The 22978-nt window shown below is 38.3% G+C and carries 20 protein-coding genes; 11 read left to right on the forward strand and 9 right to left on the reverse strand.

The window, feature by feature from the left end:
* Window positions 1-60 precede the first annotated feature (60 nt).
* The 3 genes from JR347_RS09815 to JR347_RS09825 all read right to left on the reverse strand — a co-directional run bounded on the left by JR347_RS09815 (window position 61) and on the right by JR347_RS09825 (window position 2884).
* Entirely contained in the window at window positions 61-1110 is a 1050-nt protein-coding gene (locus JR347_RS09815) for a DUF4407 domain-containing protein (protein WP_205720429.1), read from the reverse strand.
* 125 nt (window positions 1111-1235) lie between these two features.
* Window positions 1236-1643: a VOC family protein gene (locus JR347_RS09820; RefSeq protein ID WP_205720430.1), complete on the reverse strand. Its 408-nt coding sequence runs from the start codon at window positions 1641-1643 to the stop codon at window positions 1236-1238.
* The gene (locus JR347_RS09825) at window positions 1643-2884 is read right to left on the reverse strand and encodes a hypothetical protein (protein ID WP_205720431.1); all 1242 of its coding nucleotides are present in this window, start codon (window positions 2882-2884) and stop codon (window positions 1643-1645) included. The genes JR347_RS09820 and JR347_RS09825 overlap by 1 nt, the downstream gene beginning before the upstream one ends.
* Window positions 2885-2953: 69 nt before the next feature.
* On the opposite strand from JR347_RS09825, the gene JR347_RS09830 reads away from it, so the two are divergent.
* Complete coding sequence (locus tag JR347_RS09830) at window positions 2954-4378, forward strand: outer membrane protein assembly factor BamB family protein (RefSeq protein WP_205720432.1); 1425 nt, start codon at window positions 2954-2956, stop codon at window positions 4376-4378.
* A 26-nt stretch (window positions 4379-4404) separates the two neighbouring features.
* Here JR347_RS09830 and JR347_RS09835 read toward each other — a convergent pair whose 3' ends face one another.
* Both JR347_RS09835 and dnaE read right to left on the reverse strand, forming a co-directional pair.
* Window positions 4405-5895, reverse strand: coding sequence for a S10 family peptidase (locus JR347_RS09835; protein ID WP_205720433.1), 1491 nt, complete (start codon window positions 5893-5895; stop codon window positions 4405-4407).
* Window positions 5896-5912: 17 nt separating this feature from the next.
* The gene (dnaE, locus tag JR347_RS09840) at window positions 5913-10139 is read right to left on the reverse strand and encodes a DNA polymerase III subunit alpha (protein WP_205720434.1); all 4227 of its coding nucleotides are present in this window, start codon (window positions 10137-10139) and stop codon (window positions 5913-5915) included.
* A 181-nt stretch (window positions 10140-10320) separates the two neighbouring features.
* Between dnaE and JR347_RS09845 the strand changes: the two genes are divergently transcribed.
* The 4 genes from JR347_RS09845 to JR347_RS09860 all read left to right on the forward strand — a co-directional run bounded on the left by JR347_RS09845 (window position 10321) and on the right by JR347_RS09860 (window position 14335).
* Window positions 10321-10926: a hypothetical protein gene (locus tag JR347_RS09845; RefSeq protein WP_205720435.1), complete on the forward strand. Its 606-nt coding sequence runs from the start codon at window positions 10321-10323 to the stop codon at window positions 10924-10926.
* A 113-nt stretch (window positions 10927-11039) separates the two neighbouring features.
* A complete protein-coding gene (locus tag JR347_RS09850; protein ID WP_205720436.1) occupies window positions 11040-11603 on the forward strand; it encodes an outer membrane beta-barrel protein in 564 nt (187 codons plus the stop codon).
* A gap of 4 nt (window positions 11604-11607) precedes the next feature.
* Window positions 11608-12321: a hypothetical protein gene (locus tag JR347_RS09855; protein ID WP_205720437.1), complete on the forward strand. Its 714-nt coding sequence runs from the start codon at window positions 11608-11610 to the stop codon at window positions 12319-12321.
* Window positions 12322-12325: 4 nt separating this feature from the next.
* Entirely contained in the window at window positions 12326-14335 is a 2010-nt protein-coding gene (locus JR347_RS09860; protein WP_205720438.1) for a caspase family protein, read from the forward strand.
* Here JR347_RS09860 and JR347_RS09865 read toward each other — a convergent pair.
* Entirely contained in the window at window positions 14332-14598 is a 267-nt protein-coding gene (locus tag JR347_RS09865; protein ID WP_205720439.1) for a hypothetical protein, read from the reverse strand. The genes JR347_RS09860 and JR347_RS09865 overlap by 4 nt on opposite strands.
* A gap of 41 nt (window positions 14599-14639) precedes the next feature.
* On the opposite strand from JR347_RS09865, the gene JR347_RS09870 reads away from it, so the two are divergent.
* The gene (locus JR347_RS09870; RefSeq protein ID WP_205720440.1) at window positions 14640-15008 is read left to right on the forward strand and encodes a hypothetical protein; all 369 of its coding nucleotides are present in this window, start codon (window positions 14640-14642) and stop codon (window positions 15006-15008) included.
* Here the strand turns inward: JR347_RS09870 and rsmG are convergent.
* The 3 genes from rsmG to JR347_RS09885 all read right to left on the reverse strand — a co-directional run bounded on the left by rsmG (window position 15005) and on the right by JR347_RS09885 (window position 17422).
* Entirely contained in the window at window positions 15005-15634 is a 630-nt protein-coding gene (gene rsmG, locus JR347_RS09875) for a 16S rRNA (guanine(527)-N(7))-methyltransferase RsmG (protein ID WP_205720441.1), read from the reverse strand. The two genes, JR347_RS09870 and rsmG, sit on opposite strands and share 4 nt — an antisense overlap.
* Before the next feature lie 85 nt (window positions 15635-15719).
* Window positions 15720-16328, reverse strand: a complete 609-nt coding sequence (locus tag JR347_RS09880; RefSeq protein ID WP_205720442.1) for an RNA polymerase sigma factor — start codon at window positions 16326-16328, stop codon at window positions 15720-15722.
* Entirely contained in the window at window positions 16319-17422 is a 1104-nt protein-coding gene (locus tag JR347_RS09885; protein ID WP_205720443.1) for a glycosyltransferase, read from the reverse strand. The genes JR347_RS09880 and JR347_RS09885 overlap by 10 nt, the downstream gene beginning before the upstream one ends.
* A gap of 134 nt (window positions 17423-17556) precedes the next feature.
* On the opposite strand from JR347_RS09885, the gene tgt reads away from it, so the two are divergent.
* The 5 genes from tgt to JR347_RS09910 all read left to right on the forward strand — a co-directional run bounded on the left by tgt (window position 17557) and on the right by JR347_RS09910 (window position 22977).
* Window positions 17557-18687 carry a tRNA guanosine(34) transglycosylase Tgt gene (gene tgt / locus JR347_RS09890; protein ID WP_205720444.1) on the forward strand — a complete coding sequence of 377 codons (1131 nt, stop codon included), beginning with the start codon at window positions 17557-17559 and terminating at the stop codon, window positions 18685-18687.
* Window positions 18687-19760: an LptF/LptG family permease gene (locus JR347_RS09895; RefSeq protein WP_205720445.1), complete on the forward strand. Its 1074-nt coding sequence runs from the start codon at window positions 18687-18689 to the stop codon at window positions 19758-19760. Before tgt ends, JR347_RS09895 begins: the two co-directional genes overlap by 1 nt.
* Window positions 19757-20668, forward strand: coding sequence for a DMT family transporter (locus JR347_RS09900; RefSeq protein ID WP_205720446.1), 912 nt, complete (start codon window positions 19757-19759; stop codon window positions 20666-20668). The genes JR347_RS09895 and JR347_RS09900 overlap by 4 nt, the downstream gene beginning before the upstream one ends.
* Window positions 20669-20784: 116 nt before the next feature.
* Window positions 20785-21933, forward strand: coding sequence for an aspartyl protease family protein (locus JR347_RS09905; protein ID WP_205720447.1), 1149 nt, complete (start codon window positions 20785-20787; stop codon window positions 21931-21933).
* Window positions 21934-21945: 12 nt separating this feature from the next.
* Window positions 21946-22977 (forward strand): alpha/beta fold hydrolase, encoded by a 1032-nt coding sequence (locus JR347_RS09910; RefSeq protein ID WP_205720448.1) that lies wholly within the window; start codon window positions 21946-21948, stop codon window positions 22975-22977.
* Window position 22978: the final 1 nt, after the last annotated feature.

Raw genomic sequence — 22978 nt, forward strand, 5'->3', positions numbered from 1 at the left:
TAGACAAATGAAATTTACTTCCCTAATCTAACCCATTTCAACCTTCTTCAAAAGTACAGGTTAAGCATTGTCCAGCTTCATATCCAGGTTAGATCGTACAAACTCTTTCTCTTTGTTTGCCAGAGCTTCTGTTTCCTTCTTAATGCCATCATGTATAAAGCCTTTGTCTTTATACGCATTGGCTTCAAATTGGTATTCTTCTTTTTGTAATAGGTAATCGTAAGGGCCTTTGGAGGAAAGTAGTTTTACCAAAATGGGGCTAATTTCAATCACGATAAACAAAAGAATAATAAAGGCATTTGCCCACCAAATAGCAGCGCTTTGAGCAGATATTCGGTTAAGTGCTTCGAGTCTTGCAGCAGGCCCACCAATGTCGGTAGTTTCTAAAGCCAGCAATTCAGACTGTTGCAGTGAATCAATGCCACTAATCTGTTTTTCTTTTTCAATTATCAATGGCTGATTAATCGCTAGCAGCTCTTCCAGCTCCTTGTTTACTCTATCGGCATCGTCCTTTTTAATTTGATAGATAGGGCCGGGATTTCGTTTTTTCGTGCCTCCGGTGCCATCAGCTTCCTGCTGCGCTATTCTGCTCAGCTCATCTCGCTGAGCTGTCTTAGTAGTGATATCTGCTTTTAAGCGGTTTATGTCTGTTGTTAATAACTGCTTTTGTTCTTCGTATTTTGTATTGATGGTTGCTTCTTTGGCGGATTTCATTTCATCTTGCATCACAGTTAATTCACCATTTATCTCTTTTTCAAAAATCTTTAGTTCAAGCGGTTTTGCTATCACAATGGATATAAGAATGGCCAGTACAAAACGCGGTATTGCCATAATTAACTCATTGCCCAATGTGGTTTTCCGCATACTGGAGACTATAAACCGATCGAGATTAAAAATCATTAAACCCCAGACTAATCCCAGGGTGGAGGCTATCAGGTAACTGTCGAATACCGTGTATAAACCATAGCCTGCAGCTAGTACGGCAAACAGACCGGTAAAGAAAATAGTAGCTCCAATGCCTACATACTTACTTTCATCAGTCGGGCATTTTTCGAGTAGTTGGTGATTGGCTCCTGCGCAATACCAAAAGAAGTTTTTGACCTTTTTCATGGAGTTCTAACGTTGAGGTGATTAAAATATTGGATTGCCTCAATAGTTGTACCACTGCCTTGAAAGCTGAATAAAGTGGGATTTTAGTTTCGATTGTTCAATATTGAACAGTTTTTATGTCCGAATTAGTCAAATATATTTTCCCCTTTTACCAAAGTAGTTAACTCAACAGTGTGGCCATCGGGATCATTCAAATAAATGCTATGAAAGTAATGATGGTCCTGAAACTCGAAGGGAATACCAATTTTTTGAAAGTGGACTTGAGCCTTTTGAAACGCTTCCTTTGTTACATTAAAGGCAAAGTGATCAATCTTAACATTTTTGGAATGGGTATCTAATTGAGGGTCTCGTATTCTGGCAGGAAAAAGAGCCACTCCAAATTTAGCTTGCATCATAAAGATGGGGTAGGGCTGCCATTCTTTTGGAGCTACTTTTTTCAACCCTAACACACTCTCATACCATTCCACGGAAGCTTTAATGTCTGCTACTCTAATTGCAACATGATCAATCGATGAAAGTTGAAAGGGATGCATTAAGGTTGTTTGGTTATCCATTCCATCACTTCGTCCATGCCCTCTTTACGTATTTCAAAATTTGGCGTTATTAATTGATGCATCAAAATAGTGTTAGGCATATGATCTACATCATCCAGCTCGCCAGGCTGCATTTGTACGGCTGATCCCGCCACCGTATAGCTGATTTGAGAGTGTGGTAACACATCAGTGTAACCTATTTCATAATTATTCGGATTTTGTGCCGCAGGCTCACCCACAGGGTAAGCATCAAAATCTTCCATCAGCATAAACGTATCAGTAAATGCTTGTCCAAAGGTTTCCCTACCAGTAATCACATAAATTTTACCATGCTCCTGAAAATCACTCTTTTTAATTCGCTTGGCTAAGTATTCCATCGCATCGCCTGAACTATTATCATTTTGTCTTAAGTCGATAACCAAATGCGTGTAGGCCTCATTTTCAAGTAGAGGTATCAGGCTCTCCGTTTCTTTTTTCATTACATCGGTGCTTGGGTATTTTGGCATGTTGATGTAAATCGTAAACTCGTCAAAAACAATATATGCAAAGTCTTTTCCCTTGGTTTGAGCGAGACGTGGGTCAAGGCTGTAGCCTCTTTGCCATTCTACCTGCTGTAATTCTTCATATGAAATAGCATTAAGTGTAATATTTTCAATGTTGCCATTATCATCCACCAGCGTATAAATAGCAGTTTTAGGGTTTTTAGTAATTCCTTGAATGTGTAGCAAGTCGGCATTTCTAAGCCACTTCTGATCCCACTTGGTACGGTAGTACAGATTTTCATCTGATGGTATTAATTTTTGAATTTTTGGTGCTGCCTCTAATATCTTCACTCCATCAATGGCTATTACCTGATGCCCGGCATATTGCTTCATGGATGACTGGATTTTCTCAATTCTCAGTCCATCAGAATACCAAAACAATTCGATAGGGTAGTAGTGGAAATAAGGCTCAACATTTACTGAAGTTTTACCATCGCCAGGTTGGTTAGCAATACGCATCAATTCAACCAGTTTTTCTGCTAGGGTTAACTCATCTAAACTGTAACCCAGATTCATGACAATGTTGTTAAATTGTTCTTTCGTTACATAGGCATAAGGGTCCACATGCCGGGCTTTAATGTTATAGGCCAACTTATCATAATCTTCCAGCCACTGAGGCTTACTAAGTGAGTTTAGATCTTGAGCAAAGGTGATACCCGATATGAAAACTAGTAATATTGACAACTTAAATGAATGCATCTAGTTAAATTAAATTCAATTAATACAAATTGCAAATAGACAAAAGACAATTGTAAGATACTATAATTTATGAAATACACCGTTTACGCAATAATCTTCATAGTGGCATTGGTTACATCTTGTTCTACTGAAGAGAATACTGATTCTTTGGTTGGCTATTGGCAGGGAGAGGCAGTCTTTAATAATCAAAAAACACTCATTGGGCTTGAGTTTATAGAAGATAGTGTTGGCTACGAGGTAAATCTGCTAGTACCTGCGTATGATTGGAGCTTTAATTTTAAAGGGGTAACCACTAATAATGATACTATTAAAATAGGTGGGTGGAAATTGAATTATGATAAAGAGCATCAATTGGTTCTGGGAAAATTGCCGGGAGTGCTGGTTCCGAAATATGAAATACCCTTTCAACTGAAGAAGGCCGAAAAGCCCGAGTTAAAAGAAGCGCAGCTGCTGCCTACAACAAAAAAGCCAAGCGCAGTGATTGATCTGCATGAATCCATCTGGTCAGGCATTAGTACTATTGAAGGTTCTATTCTGGCTGCTACCACTGATGGACATTTATTTCGCGTTAACCCCAACAATCAGTCCGTAGAGTGGTCATTTAAAGGGCAGGGGGCTTTTAGGTCGGAACCAACCGTGCACGAAGACAATATTTACGTGTATTCCGATAAAGGATTGTTTTATTGTATTTCAAAAGCTGGACAGATGAATTGGAAGGTGCAGTTGGAAGTAGATAGTATGGAAAGATTTGCCAAGAATTATGACTTTTTTTCGGCCATACCTGCATTTACTGAAGACAGAATCTATTATGGTAATGGCAGTGGAGATTTTTATGCGATTAATAAAGCCAATGGAAATGTAGCATGGCGATATAAGACATCAGGAGCTATTCGAACAAGGCCATTAGTTAAAGATGAGCGGATAGTTTTTGGGTCTTTTGATGGAAGAGTTTACGCACTAAACAGGGATGGTGAACTAGTATGGAATTATGATTCAGGCTACCCTATTGTAGGTGGCGGAACATTGTATGATGATCAATTAATTTTTGGAAGCAGAAATTATAATTTGTTCGCACTTTCATTGGCAGGCGAAATGGAGTGGCAGTATTATAATTGGTTCTCCTGGGTAGAATCCACTCCAGTTATTAAAAATGATAAGTTGTTCGTGGGTTCCTCAGATGCTCAAACGATTACAGCTCTTAATCCAGCCAATGGTAAACTGATTTGGAATTTCGATACTGGCGGCTGCCCTTGGGCGAGTCCGTTAGTTACTGAAGGCAACGTATATGCTGCTACCGTAGGCAACAACTCTTATTTCTATAAGCACTTCGCTTACATTATTGCATTAAACTCGGAAACAGGTGAAGAGCAATGGCGTTATGCTGTTGAGAATGTAAAAGACACGTATTATGGATTTACCAGCTCACCAGTGCTCATTGATAACATGATTTGGGTGGGCAATACCGATGGTAGGATTTATGGGTTTAAACAATAAATCCTACCCCTGAGTTTTAATCATATTTACTCGTATTTGGCTGATTTACCTTTCTCAAAGCTGTTTTTGATGAATGTTCGTAAATCATCATTTGCTTTTTCCAGGTCTTCATTACGCAAATACATCATGTGACCACTACGGTACCCCTCAAAGTAAAACCGATCTTTCATTTTACCACTAGGGTCAACCTGCCACATGGTATATTTTGAAGCAAAGTAAGTAGTAGCACCATCATAGTAACCGGCTTGGAAAAGTACTTTTAGATATGGATTTTCGGCCATAGCCTGTCGTAAATCTTCACGCACGGTATTGTTTTCATTGTTCCAGGGTCTAACCGGGCCAAACATGTTGTACTTGATATCGGTTTTAAATTTCAGATGCTCTCTGATATAATAATTTATGGCCGGTGTGAATGAATGCAACCAGGAAGTAAGTTCTGCACTATAATCTGGGCTATCTCCACTTTCCATTTTGTCGAGGCCTAAATATCGGGAGTCTAACCGACCTATGGTTTGGCCTGTTTTATCTCGCAATAAGTCTTTCCAGAAAAAGGCCGTTGACACATCCAGGTTGTTTTGCAATATTGATTTTTCAGACAAACCCGAATAGTATGACATTCGCTTAGCAACGCGCTGTTTCTCAGCTTCTGGTAAGAACCCACCTCTGGCTAAAGCTGGCATTAATTCGTCCAGCGCAAAATTTTCTGCTTCGGGTAAAATGTCTGTTAGATCCTTAGATTGGAGCTCTTGTGGAAGCATTTTATGATACCATGCTGCTGCCGTAAAGTAAGGGAGGTTAGTGCCTGAAGAAATTGGTACGTCAGACTCAAACACCAGATAATCTGCAGGTGAAACCATAATCACTCCATTCAGGTACATCCATTGACGTTCCTGAAGCTCCAGAGCAAGACCTGAAACTCGAGTACCTCCGTAACTTTCACCAATAATGTATTTCGGACTCCTCCAACGGTTATTTCTAGTCACAAAAGTGTTCAACCAATCAGCCAGATATTCGATATCGGCATTGATACCAAAAAACTTATCACGATCAACCTCTTTGCCAGACTCGGGAATGGTGCGTGAATAGCCCGTATTAGCAGGGTTAACAAACACAATGTCAGCCACATCCAGTATGGAGTAGGGGTTGTCCTGAATGCCGTAGGGTTGTACAGGAAATCCTTCATTATCAATTTTTAAAATTTTAGGTCCGGTGTAAGCAATATGCATCCAGACAGAGGCAGAGCCCGGTCCTCCATTGAAGGACATGATTAATGGTCTTGCAGCGTTATCACCAGCATCTGTCCGCTGATAATACGTATAAAATAGTGAAGCAATAGGCTCACCCATTTCGTCCCAAACTGGTTGTGTGCCAGTGGTGGCTGAATAGTTTACCTTTTGGCCATTTATGGTGGTGGAATGTTGTGTGACTACAAGCGTATCAACAGGGAGCTTGCGATTTTGGGCATTAGAAATGCTGATAACAAAAATCAGAAAACTAGTAAGTATAATTTTATTCATAAGATTTATATTTTGGCTTAAACGAGAACTTTACACTCTACCTCAGGTATTTTCTTCATCTCCTCAATCATTTCATTACTTGGGTTAATCGTAAACTTTCTTGAGAGCAATTCTGAAGCAATATTGTTTTCTCTATCGAGAATGTTCATTCTAAGCGAAAGATCACCTTTAAATTGAGAACACACTTTTTCAATTTGTTCAATTACCTGACTGTTCACCTCATCAGCATTCATTGTAACTATAATGCCTTTGGTTTTTTTATCTCGTAGTTCGCTTAGCAATTCGATGCTATGCAATTTCATTTCCAGTCGCTGATCGCCCCATTTCTGGCGCACAACACGTCCTTGTAAAAACAAGAACCAGCCCTGCATCATATATTCTTTGAATTTCACATAATCATCTCCAAAGAGGAAGAATGTAAAATTGCTGTTGTAATCTTCTATAGTTAGTGTTCCAAAAGGTTTTCCGCCCTTGGTGGTTCTATGAGCAATGCCAGAAACAATACCAGCCATTCGCAGATCTTTACCTTCCAATGGTTCCAACTCATTTAGTTGAGATAGTTCAATATTACAGAAACTGTCAATTTCAAATTTGTAATCATCTAATGGGTGGCCTGAAATGAAAAGACCTACCACCTCGCGTTCAATATTTAACTCCTCAAACTTTCCAAATGGCTCAATAGGTGTTATGGTTGGCCTTGGCGTATCTACTCCTGAAGCTCCGCCAAATAAACTGGCCTGGGCGCTTTCGGCCTCCATTTGCATTTTGTTGGCATACTTAATCACCTTCTCAATTAGAGGCTGATCACCTTCCGGTGCATGTAGATATTGCCGTCTATGAAACTCTTCAAAACAATCAAATGCACCGGACATAGCCAGACATTCGAAGGTCTTTTTGTTTACGGTTCTTAGATTAACTCTTTCAGCGAAATCAAAGATATCTTTAAACGGGCCATTCGCTTTTCTTTCTTCAATGATTGCTTCAACCGCAGCATCGCCACTACCTTTAATGGCGCCTAATCCAAAGCGGATTTCACCTTCCTTATTTACCGCAAAGTTTTTGAACGATTCATTCACATGTGGGCCAAGCACCTTAATTCCTAGGCTTCGACATTCTTCCATAAAGAAAGTTACTTTCTCAATCTGGCTTTGGTTATGAGTAAGCACCGCAGCCATGTACTCTGCAGGGTAATGTGCTTTGATATAAGCTGTCTGGTATGCTACTAATGAGTAGCAAGTACTATGTGATTTGTTAAACGCGTAGGCAGCAAAAGCCTCCCAATCCTTCCAAACCTTCTCAAGTACTTCAGGATCATGACCTCTTTCCTTTCCACCTTCAATGAACTTTGGTTTTAGTTTTTCCAGTAGGGCAAAGATTTTTTTACCCATGGCCTTACGTAAAACGTCCGCATCACCTTTCGAGAAGCCTGCTAATTTTTGTGAAAGCAACATCACCTGCTCCTGGTACACCGTAATACCGTAGGTCTCAGCCAGGTATTCCTCCATATCCGCGATGTCATAGGTGATTTCTTCTTCACCATGCTTACGAGCAATAAAGTTTGGAATATATTCCATCGGCCCTGGCCTGTACAAGGCGTTCATGGCAATGAGGTCTTCAAACTTATCAGGCTTTAAAGCTCTCAGGTGCTTTTGCATTCCGGGCGACTCAAACTGGAATGTGCCGTTGGTCTGTCCCTTCTGATAAAGCTCATAGGTCTTGGCATCATCAAGTGGAATAGTATCGATATCAATATCAACACCATGTCTCGCTTTAATAATTTTCAAGGCCGACTTGATGATGGTCAATGTCTTCAGACCCAAAAAGTCCATTTTCAACATTCCGGCACTTTCCACCACACTGTTATCAAACTGTGTGATAAGCATTTCAGAATCTTTGGCTGTAGAAACTGGAATAAATTTAGTGAGGTCGTCAGGTGTAATAATGACACCACAGGCATGTGTTCCAGTATTTCGCACCGCACCTTCTAAAACTTTTGCCTGATTCAACACTCGTGATTTGAGGTCAGCCCCTTGTCTGATTTCCTCTAACTCCTTTACTTCTTTAAAGGCTTTATCCAACGAGGTGCCGGGTCGTTCGGGTACTAATTTGGCCAGGTCATTCGCTTCGGAAAGCGATAATTCCATTACTCTGGCCGCATCTCTTATGGATGATTTAGCAGCCATGGTACCATATGTGATAATCTGTGCTACCTGATTTTTACCATATTTATCGATCACATATTGGATCACCTTATCACGACCCTCGTCATCAAAGTCGATATCAATATCGGGTAGTGAAACCCTATCAGGATTTAAAAAACGCTCAAATAGTAAGTCGTAAGCAATGGGATCTACATTGGTAATTCCGATGCAATAGGCAACGGCTGACCCTGCTGCTGAACCACGACCAGGGCCAACAGATACTCCCATTTCGCGGGCTTTTCGGGTAAAATCCTGAACAATGAGGAAGTAGCCGGGATATCCGGTGTTTTTAATTGTTTCTAATTCAAAATCCAGACGCTCGGTAATTTCGGGAGAGAGCTCAACGTATCGTTGCTTAGCACCTTCATAGGTTAGATGTCTTAGATAAGCATTTTCACCTCTTTTACCACCATCTTCATCTTGTACATCTCTAAATTCTTCTGGAATGTTAAAGGCTGGTAGCAGTACATCTCTGTCTAATTTGTAGGTTTCAATCTTATCAATGAGCTCCGTTAGGTTTTCAATAGCCTCGGGAATATCACTGAAAATGGTCTTCATTTCCTCCTGAGACTTGAAATAGTATTCGTTATTCGGGAAGCCAAATCGAAAACCTCGTCCGCGGCCGATGGGTGTAGATTTCATTTCGCCTTCCTTCACGCATAGTAAAACATCATGAGCTTCAGAATCTTCTTTTTCGAGGTAGTAGACATCGTTGGCCGCAATAACTTTGACATTATATTTTTTCGCAAACTCCAAGAGGACTTCATTTACACGATTTTCTTCTTCCAGATTGTGCCGAATTAATTCTACATAAAAATCATCCTTAAATACATTATGATACCAAACAAATGCCTCTTCTGCCTGATGTTCGCCCACATTTAGAATGAGGTTAGGAATCTCACAATAAATGCCGCCAGTCAAAGCAATTACGTCTTGCGAATATTCTTTGATTAAGTCTTTATCGATACGAGGGTAAATCCCGTAAAGTCCTTCAATGTAGGCAAGAGAACTCAGTTTAGCCAGATTGTGGTAGCCATTCTTGTTTTTCGCAATTAATACCTGATTGTACCTTTTGTCAGGATTGTCTTTGGTAAACTTGAGCGTCCTTCTTTCTTCAGCTACATAAAATTCACACCCAATGATTGGTTTGATTTCATTGTTGATGGCCTCACGAACGAACTTGAAAGCACCAAACATATTGCCTAAATCTGTTAGTGCAACGGCAGGCATATTGTACTCTTTTGCCTTGGCAATAATTCCTTTGACATTGGGTACAGCTTGCAATACTGAGTATTGTGAATGAACATGCAGATGAACAAACGGATGATCGATATCCTTAGCGGCTTGTTCGTCACCACCAAATTCTGAACCAGAGGCTTTTTCTTCCTTGGCAAAATTGGCATCTTCTAATTTTGGTGCTTCATAAAGTATTTCTTCAATGGCTAAACCGTCCAAAGGTTTAACAACATTTTCCTTAATTAGGCCGAAGAAACACCTGGCGGTTGCGTCTACATCATAGGCTGCGTCATGAGCATCTGCAAAACCTTCCCCAAATAGCTTTTCATGCAGCTCAATGAGCTTTGGAGCTTTTAATTTTCCACCAATACCACCTTGAAATTGACAGAATTCTTTAGAGACTTCAGAAGTATCAATTTTCTCTTTTTCAAGAAGGGCGTTTCCTAAACTCTCTTGTTCTGTTCGAACGAATTCAGTACCGATGATTCTATTATCAAAATCGATATTATGACCAACCACCACTTTTGCCTGATCCAGATCTTTTTGAAAAGTTGCTAGAACGTCTTTTAGTTCATGCCCCTCTTCTAAAGCTCTTTTAGTAGAAATACCGTGAATTTTTTCCGAGTTAAATGGAATTGTGAAGCCTTCGGGTTTAACTATGAAATTGCCTCTATTGAGAAGTTTACCCTTATTATCATGCAATTGCCAGGCAAGCTGAACAAGTCTCGGCCAGTTTTCCAGATCGGTTATAGGTGCACTATAGCTATGAGGTAAACCGGTGGTTTCGGTGTCGAAAATAATGTACATTCTGTAGTGGTTGTAGTGGTTGTTTGCTTGTGCAATTCAAGAACAAACAGATTATCAAATATCGGAAAAACAGACCAATGAAGTTGAATATGTTCAGTAAATAAAAAGCAAGGCATTAACATACCTGAAAGTAGGTATTGAATTAGCCTTTCAAAGGCTGTAAATTGATTTCAAAAAAACTATGAAAAAGATTTACACACTACTAATTTTATCAACTGCTTTATTTTATTCAAACAAGGCACTCGCACAAGTTGAAAAAGGAGATTCTAATATAGGATTGAATGCCTTTTTATCAACTATCACAGGATTGGAAACTGACAATGTTAATGGCACCTTGTTCCTGACTTATCAGAAATATGTAACCGATAATATTTCTTTAGGCCTTGGTCCATTATATAGTTGGAATGCCACAAGTGATAATTTCGGAAGTACTTTTGGAATGAATTTATTTTTCAATTATTCTTTTTTAAGTTCTACAGGCAAAACATTGCCCTATTTAGGGCTACAGTATTCCGGACTTATATCGTATAACGAATCAGAAACTACAGATGGTTTTGGAAATACTGATTTCAACTACTTTGAGTCAAGGAGTGGTTCGCTTGGGGGTAATGCAGGAATCAAATTTTTTATTAATGAGTATGCCAACCTTGATGTGAACCTCAGCTATACGTCAATAATAGCTACTTCTGTAGACTCTGGTAATGGCTTTGAGGAAGCAGATGCCGAAGGCGGTATTCTTCAATTTACTATAGGGTTAGGTGTTATTATTGGCAAGAAGGGTAGCTGATAAAGCCATAAGTCACTGTAAATGAGAGATTTTGAGATATTTAGTTTTGGTTATAACTATTATTTGACTACATTCTAAAAATTTTCTCATTTCTAATCTTAAAAATCAGGCTTATGAAAACACTTAAAGTAGCATGTGTTTGTCTATTCATGCTTTTACTATTCAACATTCAAAGTACTGCCCAAGTGCAAAAAGGTGATTCTAATTTAGGCTTAGGGTTTGATACAAATTCTCTGAGTGGAGATAACGGTGAGAGCCGAACAAACCTTTTTCTAAACTACACTTACTTCATGGGCAAAAGAATCTCTATAGGTTTTGGGCCAAGATTTGGATGGCTAAAAGATGCCAATGATCAAAAGAGCAACTCAATAGGATATAATGTTTTTCTCAACTACGCATTTGTTTCAGAGAATGGCTTTGCGATGCCATATTTTGGTGGGCAGTTTACCAAAGTATCCCAAAAGCAAGAAGGACAAAGTGACCCACTCGTTACCAACAGTGTTGGAGGTAATATTGGAATACGCTTTTTCTTAACCGAAAGACTAAACCTGGATAATAACTTTAGTTACACCAGGGTAATTTCAGGGAATGATACCCTGGATGAATTAGGCATTGATGCTGATGGCACTGTCATTCAATTAAATGTTGGTTTAGGTTATATATTAGGTAAAAGATAAGGCTATGAAAAAGATAAAAATTGTATTCATTTTATGCTCAGTAATAGCTTTAAGTGCACAAGCTCAGGTACAAAAAGGAGATAGTAACATTGGTAGTAACTTCGGATTATTAAGTCAAAAAGGAGATGATCCCCTATTAACTTATTCAGCTACTTATATTTCTCTTAACTATCAATATTATGTGGGTAATCGGGTTTCATTAGGAATAGCGCCTGCATGGAATATCACCAAAGTAGTTGATAATTCCATCGCATTTAGATCAAGAAGTATCAACTTTTTTATCGATTACAATTTCTTAAGTGCCAACGGGAAGGTGATGCCCTATCTTGGTTTTAAGTATACAGCTATGCGCACCAATGTTGTATTTGAAGACCCTAATACTGCTTTTGGCATATTGGCTGGAACAGCTGAAGGTGCTTTGGATGGTTTTACAGGAGGTGCCACAGGAGGTGCCATTCCGGGGGGATCATTTCAGTTGCCGGAAGGAGAAATAACATTTAGCTACATAAGAACTATTATGTCATTATCTGCAGGTATTAAATTTTTCGTAACAGAAAGAATTAATATCGATAACAATTTAACAATTGGAAAAGTGACGAAAGAAACAGTAGAAGGGGAGTTTTTTGGTACATCTATTGATTTAGGTACGGATGATCCGGGAAGTTTAATTCAGTTTACAGTAGGCTTTGGTTATATTATAGGAAGAAAAGGATCTTGATTTTATGATTAGAAAGATTGTAATTACTTTATTACTATTTGCTGGGCAGCTCCAAGCTCAGCAAATTTCTTTTGTGCCGGTAGGTAAATTAACCTCAGAACTCGATCGTGTTACATCAGTGGCTTTTTCATCAGACGGCATGTTAATGGTCGCTGGAGACCGCAAAGGCAACCTACAGCTATGGGATTTAGATCAACTGGCGCCAATTGGCAGAGCTCAGGTTAATGATGATATTATTCACCTGAAATTCCTAAGAGATAACAAAGAATTAATAGTTGTTGATGCGAGTGGGAATCTCGATTTTTTCTTCGCAAATAATCTTTCTAAAAGCAGATCAAGCAAAATTCCTGATGATCCGATATTGGTGACGGTTGATCCGGAAAAGCAATTTTTAAGCTATGTCAATAAAGAGGATCAATTGAAGGTGTATAGCCTTAAAGCCAATATGCAGCAAGCTTCGGTTGATATTTCTAATAGAGTTAAGAAGCCAATTTATTTAGGTTATGATCGCTTCGGGCAGCAACTCGCTGTAATGGGTGAAGATGGAACTACTTTAACATGTAATCCTACCACGCAAAATATACTACGAGAAGTAAAACTTAGGAGCGATGAATTTGCGAATTCATCATCGGTTATGCATGCAGGCGCATCAAATAAAGGTAGTGATTTGTTCGTAACCGGTGTTCAAGAAGTATTTATTCCTAAAGGTGGAATGCAGGGTGGACAACCTGAGCGAAGGAATAGTATAATGGCCTATGATTGGGATTCTTCAAATGAGATCAAGAGAATTCGGGTAAATAATAGAGTAGATCAAATTGTGTTAGGCCCCGGGCCAACTCACATCGCGTATTATACTGATAAAAGATATGTAATCACATTAGTAGATTTAGATAAGGGCGCGGAAGCAAGTGAAGTTACCTTGGAAGAATTTCCTGAAACAATAAGTATCTCAGGCGATGATTCTTATCTGGCTGCAGGTGATAAAAACGGCACAATACATTTGTTTGAATTGCAAAGGAATTCTGCTCCACAAATAAAAATCACCAAGCCTGCTCTAAATAGAAATTATGGTGAGTCGATGGTACAACAGGCCAACTTGGAGTTGGAAGGAGTGCTTTCTGATGGATCCAAAATAAAAAATATAAGCATTAACGGACAAAAAGCAGAAATTTTAGCCAATGGAAAGTTTAATGCCGAAGTAGGACTTGTTCCTGGTAAAAACAAAATCAGAGTTGTTGCTGAAGACTATCAGTCAAACACTGTATTTAAGGATATCTATGTTACTCGAAATCCTGAAATAGAAGTTCCAAGTGATGTAGCAAGAGAACATCATGAGGGACAAAAAAGGGTGGCATTGATTATTGGAAATGCTGCTTATGAAGGGGCCGGAGCTTTGGTGAATACAGTAAATGATGCCAAGGTAATGGAGGAAACACTTAAGGAATTGGGTTTTGAAGTAACATCTATACTTGATGGATCTTATGAAGACATGAAACGTGCTGTTTATTCCTTCGGTGATGCCATTAGAGATGTAGATGTGTCAGTTTTCTTTTATGCCGGCCATGGTTTGGAGATAGAAGGTGTCAACTACCTGGTGCCTGTAGATGCAGAAATTAATAGTCCCTTAGATGTTAAATTGAAAACTATTCCTCTCACTGGCGTCTTACGTACAATCGAGTATGCCAATGAAGATGGCTTAAATATGATCATTCTCGATGCCTGTAGAAATAATCCATTCCCAACAGGTAAGCGGGGTGGGGCCGGATTAGCCAAGTCTACACCACCCGGAGGTACCTTAATTGCATACTCAACAGCGCCCGGTAGTGTTGCATCTGACGGTGATGGGGACAATGGGTTGTACACCGGTGAACTTATAAAACAAATGAAGCAACCTCAGCGAATTGAAGATGTATTTATGCGCACCAGAAATAGTGTGGAAGAAATAAGCAATGGAGCCCAACAGCCCTGGGAAGAGGCCAGACTTAAAGGAATTTTCTATTTAAAAATAAATTAATCTTCTTCCTTTCTGTTGATATGCCTGAACCAATAGAGAATTGATGCTATTGAAGGTAATGCCAATATAAAGAGCCACCATGTTATTTTATCCAGTAGTTTAAAGCCTGGATTCAAAGACACCTGATAAGCATACACAATAAATGTGGTGATTGATAAAAAAAACAGGTGTTGCAGGTTACTTATTATATCTCCTGTATAACTAACGTAGAATATTAAACAAATGAGGGTGAGCGGAAGCGCAAATAGAAGTTGTTTTTTCATTAACGGTTAGATTCTTCCGCAAATTAAATTAAAAAATATAAGTGGCTAAATGTAGTGTTATTGAATATCAGGGCCTGGAAATAGTGTTTACTGATATATCTAATGCAAAACCATCCGAGGCAATTGCAGCGTTTGAAGAATCTGTGAAAATCATCTCCGAAAGACCTCTTAATACAGTCTATTCTTTGGTAAATGCCAAAGGTGCAAAAATTAACAAGGAAATGATTGATAGGATCAAGGGCGTGGTAAAAAAGAATAATGCTTACAATAAAGCAACTGTTGTTTCAGGCTTAGACTCCATCACAAAATTAATGGCGCAAAGTATTGCAGTACTTACAGGTAGAAATATAAAATTAGTAGATACGATGGACGAAGCTATGGAGTATTTACTGGCCGAGTCAAGACGTTAACCGCCTGGTACATAAACCACTTTTTTGGTTTCGAAAAAATCTTCTTTAAAGTAATTGCTGAGATTGTAAAGGCGGTATTTCTTTTTAGACTCCTTCAGTTCTTCTTCCAAATCACCACCCTTTAGGTATAAAATACCATTCGGTAATTCATGAACAGATTTTAATTTGAACTTGCCTTTTACCCATTGGTAAAAGGGCTTCAATCGAGTGACGGCTCTGCTTACCACAAAATCATATTTATCATCAATCTGTTCAGCCCGTGTGTGAGTGGCTTTTACGTTTTTTAATCCTAATGAATCAGCAACTGCGCTCACAACTTTAATTTTTTTACCGATAGAATCTACTAAATGAAATTGTGTTTCAGGGAAAAGAATAGCCAATGGAATGCCGGGGAAGCCGCCTCCGGTGCCTACATCCAGTACGTTTGTACCAGGCTCAAATTGCATCACCTTGGCAATTCCCAGAGAGTGTAGAACATGTCTCAGATAAAGCTCATCAATATCTTTTCTCGAGATAACATTTATTTGACTGTTCCACTCTTTATATAAAGGCAACAATGCTTCGAATTGAGCTTTTTGTTTAGCAGTAAGATTCGGAAAATATTGTGTTATGATTTCAGCGTGCATGAGGGCTGGTTCTAAGTTACAAAGTTCAAAGATATCATCTTAAAAGAACTTTGAACTTCAAATTTTAAACTATGAACTACTAATATTAGATATGCTCTTTTTTGTTTTTCACCAGATCGTACATAAGCTCTCTGGCTCTGTGGAGTTGGGCTTTTACTGTACCTAATGGTGCATCTAGTTCTGTTGCAATTTCCTCGTAAGAAAGCTCATCAAAATACCGCAGTCGAACAAGACGTTGATATTTAGCAGGTAGCTTGGTAACAAACATTTGTATTAGCTCAATCTTCTGACTTTTAATAGCTACTTCTTGTGGATTAAGGTTTTTATCTTCCACATCAATACCAACTGCCTCACCATTGTCATCAGTAAATGAGGTGTCCAGACTCATGGTATCCAATCGCTTTTTACGAATAAAATCAATAGCATTGTTAGTAGCTATCCTAAACAGCCAGGTACTAAATGTGAAGTCTTTTTTGAATTTATGAAGGTTTTTAAACGATTTGGCAAACGCTTCGATGGTTAAGTCTTCTGCGTCATCAACGTTTCTTACCATTTTAAGAATCATGTGGTAAACAGGACGTTTGTATCTATCCATAAGCATGGCGTAAGCCTGCTCATCGCCTTCTTTAACAGCCTGATCGATCAACTTAAAATCTTCTAAGGCCTTATCAGAAAACTGTTTTTTTAACTCCATCGAACTTTTTTAGTAAAAATTGCCCTTAACCCAGTGGAAAGATAGTAAAAGACAAATATAAAATCTAAAAACAGCAATCCCCACATACCGAAAGTTTTGCCGAATTTATGGCTTCCACTTCTAAACGTAAGGTAGAGCAACAAGGTTCGGATCAGGAAACAACTTAAAACTATGTAATTCAGTGGGTTGAATATCATTGAAGCAATGAATGTCAACCAAAATGCTAAATGAGAAAAACTAAGTATCCCTAGCACCAATTTATGCTTCACTTTATAGTGCTTTCCTACAGATAGATGCCTCAGTTTTTGAGTTAAAAATTCTTTCCAAGTTTGTTTCGGCTGCGACCAAACTAAGCTGTTGCTACCAATAACTAAAGAGGTGTTTACACTTGAAGCATGTTTGTTAACGAATAGGTCGTCATCACCACCTGTGGTTTCCATGTAACCAGAAAATCCTTTCTTAGTCAAGAATAAGTCTTTTTTGTAGGCGAGGTTTCTCCCAACAGCCATATACGGCATACCCAACAAATGTAAGCTCACATATTGAATGGCTGTCCATAAAGAATCGTATTGTATAAATGAATTTAGTATGCCGGACTGTGATTGATACAAACTAACGCCAGTTACAATTTGTGTATTCTCTGAAGCAAAACCCATAGCCATCTCTTTTATCCACTGGTTAGTTGCTGGTATGCAATCATTATCGGTTAGTAATATATTAGTGTGTTTGGCAGCTTTTATTCCTAATGTTAGTGCATACTTTTTGCCATCCATATTATTTGGCTTATGCTCCACAGTTACTACTTTCAGGTTGTTATATTTTTTAGTGGCATCAATTAAATAATCTTTGGTGTCATCTGTAGAGCGATCATTCACCACTACAATTTCGAACTCATTATAATCTTGATCCATCAGATTATCTACTAATTGACTTAAATGCGGCATACCGTTCATGGAGGCGATGACAACTGAAATCCCCTGATGATACTCCTTCTTCTCCTTTTTAAAAGTAGTGAGCTTAATCAAGAAAAGGCCGTAAAAAAGTACCTGTATGGCAGAAAGAACAATAAAAATTAGTATTAGCGTGTCGATCATTAAAAAATAGAAGTGGTCATATTTAGGGTGGCAAATATATACTGATTATTCACATCTGAAAGTAAATTCCATAATCTAAAATTCGTAAGTCTACTTTGCTTTAATCCATTAACTTTGCGCTGTTTTTATAGCCAATGGATTTTCATTTACAGACACAAGATAAAGGCAGCAAAGCCAGAGCAGGAAAGATCACGACAGACCACGGTGAAATTGCTACTCCTATTTTTATGCCTGTCGGCACTGTTGGGTCAGTCAAAGCTGTTCATCAAAGAGAGTTGAAGGAAGATATTTCTGCTCAAATAATTTTAGGAAACACTTATCATCTTTATTTAAGACCAGGGTTAGACATTATTCAGCAAGCTGGAGGCTTACACAAATTTAACGGCTGGGATAGACCTATTTTAACAGATAGTGGAGGATATCAGGTGTATTCTTTGGCCGGAACCAGAAAGATTAAAGAGGAGGGCGTTACGTTTCAGTCGCATATCGATGGTTCAAAGCATGTTTTTACTCCTGAAGGTGTAATGGATATTCAGCGAAGAATTGGCGCAGACATAATTATGGCTTTCGATGAGTGTACGCCATATCCTTGCGAATATAAATATGCGGAAAAGTCGATGCACATGACTCACCGTTGGTTAAAAAGGTGTTGCGATCGATTTGATGCTACTGAAGGATTGTATGGGTATAATCAAACGCTTTTCCCAATTGTACAGGGTAGTACCTACAAAGATTTAAGAGTTCAATCGGCAGAAGCCATTGCATCATTTGAAAGAGAAGGGAATGCCATAGGTGGTTTGTCTGTAGGCGAACCTGCAGAAATGATGTACGAAATGACTGACTTGGTATGTGATATTTTACCAAAAGACAAACCAAGATATCTGATGGGTGTTGGTACACCTGCTAACATTTTGGAATGTATAGCGTTGGGTATCGATATGTTTGATTGTGTTATGCCAACCAGAAATGCAAGACATGGAATTTTGTATACATCTGAAGGCATCATTAATATCAAAAATAAAAAGTGGGAAGATGATTTTTCACCCATCGATCCTAATCTTGGTGGTTATGTAGATACTTTCTATTCAAAAGCCTATTTAAGGCACCTTATTACTAGTAAAGAAATGTTAGGTGGACAGATTGCAAGTATTCACAACCTTACTTTTTACCTTTGGTTGGTTGGCCAGGCAAGAGAGCACATAATAAACGGCACCTTTATTGATTGGAAGAACGACATGGTTAAAAAGGTAAGCAACAGATTGTAATGAAATTACTCGACAGATATATACTTAAGCAATTTTTAGGGGCATTCATATTTACAGTGCTAATCATCTGTTCGGTTATTTTGGTGATCGACATCACTGAGAAGACTGAAAAATTTGTGAAAGCCGAACTGTCAACAGGGCAAATTGTGGGTTATTATATGGATTTCATTCCATGGATAGCCAATTTCATTACACCTTTAACAGTTTTTATTGCCACCGTATTTATCACTTCCAAATTGGCTGGTAGAACGGAGATTGTTGCTATTCTAAGTAGCGGTGTTTCGTTTAGAAGAATGTTAGTGCCCTACCTTATAGGATCTACCATAATAGCTTTGGTAAGCTTCGTGCTTACAGGATGGATTATTCCTGATTCAAACAAAACCAAGCGTGAGTTTGAAATCCAGTATTTAAAAAGTCGGTATTATTTTGATAAAACTAACATCCACATGCAGGTGGCGAAAGGTAAATACTTGTACATACGGAGTTATAATAATCAGGCTGATGTAGGATACAATTTTACTTTGGAGCTGATGGATAGCACCAAACTTTTGGAAAAGCTGAGCTCCAGCAGAATATCCTGGAATCAGGAAAAAGAAAAATGGACACTTACTAATTGGAGTAGACATATTTTTAACGGTTCCGAGGAAGAAATTGAGAAAGGTACCACCATGGATACTACACTCGCCATTCATCCTAGTGAATTTGAGAACTTGGAGAAGAATTATGAAGCGATGACTATTCCTGAGCTGAATGATGAAATTGATAAGCTTACCCTAAGGGGTGCTGGTAATGTTGAGTTCTACCAGGTAGAGAAGTATACGCGTTTTACTTCACCGTTTGCAGTTTTGATTCTCACTTTTATGGGCGTAATAGTTTCAGCAAGAAAGAGTAGGGGTGGAACAGGCTTTCAAATTGCATTGGGCTTTTTACTATCATTCTTATACATACTATTTTTTATAATGAGTAAGAGTATTGCCGAAGCTGGGGGCATGCATCCGGCCATATCAGTATGGATACCAAATATTGTATTCGGAGGCATTTCATTATTAATGTATAAATACGTTCCCCGTTGACACAGACTACAACTGATTACATTAAACTGCACTTTATTGTGTGGATTTGGGGCTTTACGGCCATCCTCGGATTGCTCATTTCCATTCCTTCAGTAGAAATTGTTTTTTACAGAACGCTCATTGCAGCTGTTGTGCTTTGGGGCTTATTAGTTTATAGTAAAGTAAGTTTTAGAATTGGTAAAAGAGAAGCCTATAAAATATTAGGAACAGGGTTTATTATCGCTGCTCACTGGATTCTCTTTTTTGCAGCAGCTAGAGTATCAACCGCCTCTGTTTGTCTGGCGGGAATGGCTACATGCTCTTTATGGACCAGCTTTTTAGAACCCTTGATGAATAAAAAGAAAATCAAAGCGTTTGAAGTTGTGCTTGGCTTAATAGTTATTGCCGGGCTGTATGTGATTTTCAGGTTCGAATTCAACCATGCACTGGGTCTATTTATGGCCGTGGCATCAGCATTTTTATCGGCCTTATTTTCCGTAATCAATGGTAAACTGACTGTAAGGCACAACCCCTACATGATTACTTTCTATGAAATGGCCGGTGCGTGTATAGGTACTGCGCTTTTCTTTCCATTTTATACCTACTACTTTGCCCCTGAAGGTTTGCAGTTAATTCCTACTGCTATCGATTGGTTATGGTTATTTATCCTTGCAGTGATTTGCACAGTGTATGCTTTTTCTGTTTCTGTAGAAATTATGAAAAGAGTATCTGCCTTTGTTGTGAACCTTACTGTGAATCTGGAGCCTGTTTACGGTATCATTTTGGCCGTGATTATTTTTGGAGAGAAAGAGCAAATGAAACCCGGCTTCTATGTAGGAACGGTGATAATACTAATCTCTGTTTTGATTTATCCGGTACTGAATAGGTACTATAAAAGAAAAGCCCTACCGCTGGATAATTTGAGATAATACAATTTCTGCTTTCCCTTTTATACCTAACTGTTCCAATTAATCACAGAACTGATAATATATGGGGTATTATCCTGCTTTTGGATCAAATTCGCAATCATTAACAAAATGAGACGATGATAAAGAGAGTAGTAATTAATCTGATGTGCATAAGCTTACCTATTATAATAGCATCCTGCAATTATGCTAAAAATGTGAATTTGTTAGTAAGTGGAAGTGCAAGTAAAAAGATGGACTGTCATGTTCCTTTTACTTATAAAAAAGGGATCATCGTAGTCAATGTTAAATTGAATAGTGATTCTGAAGCACGGGAATTTATATTTGATACAGGAGCCTTCAACTCCAAAGTTGAAAAGTCGCTCTCAGATTTTTTTGGGCTTGAAACGAAAGCCACAAAAGAAAACTCAGATTCTAATGGCAACACAAGGTTAATCGAAGTGGTAAGTGTTGATTCCCTGAGCATTGGAGATGCTACATTTTATAATATTGGTGCAGGGGAGGTTGAATATGGGGAGAAGTCGTTTAGTCCCTGTATTGCTAAAAATGGTATCATTGGTGCTAATCTGATCAAACTGGTTAACTGGCACTTCGATTTTGAATCTCAACAGATAAGAATAACAACTGGTCCGATAAACATTGATCAAAATTGGACATCGATTGAATTTGATCGCCCAATGCTTTCAGGGACACCACTCATAGATATCAAAATAGGCGATGAGATAATTGAGGACATGCTTTTTGATTTAGGATATAATGGCGGATTAATTCTACCATCTAAATTTTCTAACATGTTCGATACGGAAAGTCGTAAACTTATAGATCAGGCAACTACAGGAATTTACGGATCAAGAATTGACACTGTAGAAGTCAAAGAACTGCCAGTGACACTTGGTAAAAACACGTTCAAAGTCCCAATCCATTTTTCAGCCAATGGTAAAATGCTTTTAGGTACTGATGTGTTAGAACATTTTGATATTGTCATCGATAACGATGAAAATATCATCAACCTAAAGTTGAGATCAGAAGTACAATGCAAACCCGATCCTACCTTCATTCCCGGCATATTGAACGATGAATATTGGATAGTGAATAGAGTTGAGGTGAACTCTACACTTCAATTAGGTGATACACTTCAATCGATTAATGGTATGAAACCTAAAGACCTGTTTCAAAATCATTGTGAATACTTTTTTGGCCTTGATAAACTATTGAGCAGCGATTCGGTGGTTGTGCAAACTCTTTCAAATAAGACTATTTCTCTATAATTAATTGATTCAATGATCTTTAGAATAGCAGCTATTAGTGCTTTTGTATTTCTATTAGTATTTCAGTCAAAAGCTCAAAAAGTGAAAGAGTTTTTTCACGTAAAAGTTGAAGGAGATGAATTGCCAGTTTACTTAAGAGGAAATACATCAAGTAAGAAGATTATAATTTTTGTACAGGGCGGTCCTGGAGAAAATGCCATAGACTTTGGAAGATCTAATTACCCCTACTGGAAAGAAAGCTTAGAAAAAGAGGTGTTTATTGCTTATTATGACCAACGCGGACTAAACAAACCTGCACGAAAAATTGATCAAGCTATGATCAGTTATCACCAATATGGGAAGGATATTTTGGCATTAGCGAGATATCTAAAGGAGAAATATAAGTCGAAAATTTATGTGATGGGTCATAGTGCAGGTGGCGATTTTGTGTCCAAAGCCTTAGTTGATTTTCCAGATGAATCGCAAGAACTAATTGAGGCTGTTATTTTGAGTAATACCCCGCTGACCGCTGATTTTAATGCAGAGCGGTATCAATTATACAGACCTACTTACCTAAAGAATTTGGCTAAAGAAAAAATTTTGGCAGGTCAAGATGATCAATATTGGCAAGTGGCTTTGGATTGGATTGAATCAATAGACTCCCTTCAGTCGGTAGAACACATCAGACAATGGAATAAATATGTAAATAGTGCATTTGAGCCTACAAAAAGAAAAATAACCCCTGGAATGGTTTTTAAAGTAATATTCTCAAGACCCTATAATCCAATAAAATACATAAAAAGAAATGATAATGATTTAGTGGACGATCTATTATGGGAAGATCGATTGAATTCCAATTGCTTCGAATTGTACCCAAAAATTCAACACAATGTTTTATTGATATCAGGTAGGTATGATGATATTGCACCGCCTGAGGAAATGGCAGACGCCCAAAAATTAATTCGTAATTCTAAGATAGAAATAATCCCAAATGCCGGTCATGAGTCTTTTCTTGACCAGCCGAATATATTTAACAAATTAGTACTTGAATTCATAAAAAATTAAG

Origin of the sequence: Fulvivirga lutea, assembly GCF_017068455.1 — a bacterium.
GTDB classification, from domain to species: domain Bacteria; phylum Bacteroidota; class Bacteroidia; order Cytophagales; family Cyclobacteriaceae; genus Fulvivirga; species Fulvivirga lutea.

Excerpts from the sequence above, each read along its gene's own strand:
- JR347_RS09880 (WP_205720442.1), bottom strand. The coding sequence starts at position 16,328 with ATGGAGTTAAAAAAACAGTTTTCTGATAAGGCCTTAGAAGATTTTAAG.
- JR347_RS09820 (WP_205720430.1), bottom strand. The coding sequence starts at position 1,643 with ATGCATCCCTTTCAACTTTCATCGATTGATCATGTTGCAATTAGAGTA.
- tgt (WP_205720444.1), top strand. The coding sequence starts at position 17,557 with ATGGATTTTCATTTACAGACACAAGATAAAGGCAGCAAAGCCAGAGCA.
- JR347_RS09860 (WP_205720438.1), top strand. The coding sequence starts at position 12,326 with ATGATTAGAAAGATTGTAATTACTTTATTACTATTTGCTGGGCAGCTC.
- JR347_RS09825 (WP_205720431.1), bottom strand. The coding sequence starts at position 2,884 with ATGCATTCATTTAAGTTGTCAATATTACTAGTTTTCATATCGGGTATC.
- JR347_RS09885 (WP_205720443.1), bottom strand. The coding sequence starts at position 17,422 with ATGATCGACACGCTAATACTAATTTTTATTGTTCTTTCTGCCATACAG.
- JR347_RS09830 (WP_205720432.1), top strand. The coding sequence starts at position 2,954 with ATGAAATACACCGTTTACGCAATAATCTTCATAGTGGCATTGGTTACA.
- JR347_RS09865 (WP_205720439.1), bottom strand. The coding sequence starts at position 14,598 with ATGAAAAAACAACTTCTATTTGCGCTTCCGCTCACCCTCATTTGTTTA.
- JR347_RS09905 (WP_205720447.1), top strand. The coding sequence starts at position 20,785 with ATGATAAAGAGAGTAGTAATTAATCTGATGTGCATAAGCTTACCTATT.
- JR347_RS09845 (WP_205720435.1), top strand. The coding sequence starts at position 10,321 with ATGAAAAAGATTTACACACTACTAATTTTATCAACTGCTTTATTTTAT.
- JR347_RS09910 (WP_205720448.1), top strand. The coding sequence starts at position 21,946 with ATGATCTTTAGAATAGCAGCTATTAGTGCTTTTGTATTTCTATTAGTA.
- JR347_RS09855 (WP_205720437.1), top strand. The coding sequence starts at position 11,608 with ATGAAAAAGATAAAAATTGTATTCATTTTATGCTCAGTAATAGCTTTA.
- JR347_RS09895 (WP_205720445.1), top strand. The coding sequence starts at position 18,687 with ATGAAATTACTCGACAGATATATACTTAAGCAATTTTTAGGGGCATTC.
- dnaE (WP_205720434.1), bottom strand. The coding sequence starts at position 10,139 with ATGTACATTATTTTCGACACCGAAACCACCGGTTTACCTCATAGCTAT.
- rsmG (WP_205720441.1), bottom strand. The coding sequence starts at position 15,634 with ATGCACGCTGAAATCATAACACAATATTTTCCGAATCTTACTGCTAAA.
- JR347_RS09835 (WP_205720433.1), bottom strand. The coding sequence starts at position 5,895 with ATGAATAAAATTATACTTACTAGTTTTCTGATTTTTGTTATCAGCATT.
- JR347_RS09815 (WP_205720429.1), bottom strand. The coding sequence starts at position 1,110 with ATGAAAAAGGTCAAAAACTTCTTTTGGTATTGCGCAGGAGCCAATCAC.
- JR347_RS09850 (WP_205720436.1), top strand. The coding sequence starts at position 11,040 with ATGAAAACACTTAAAGTAGCATGTGTTTGTCTATTCATGCTTTTACTA.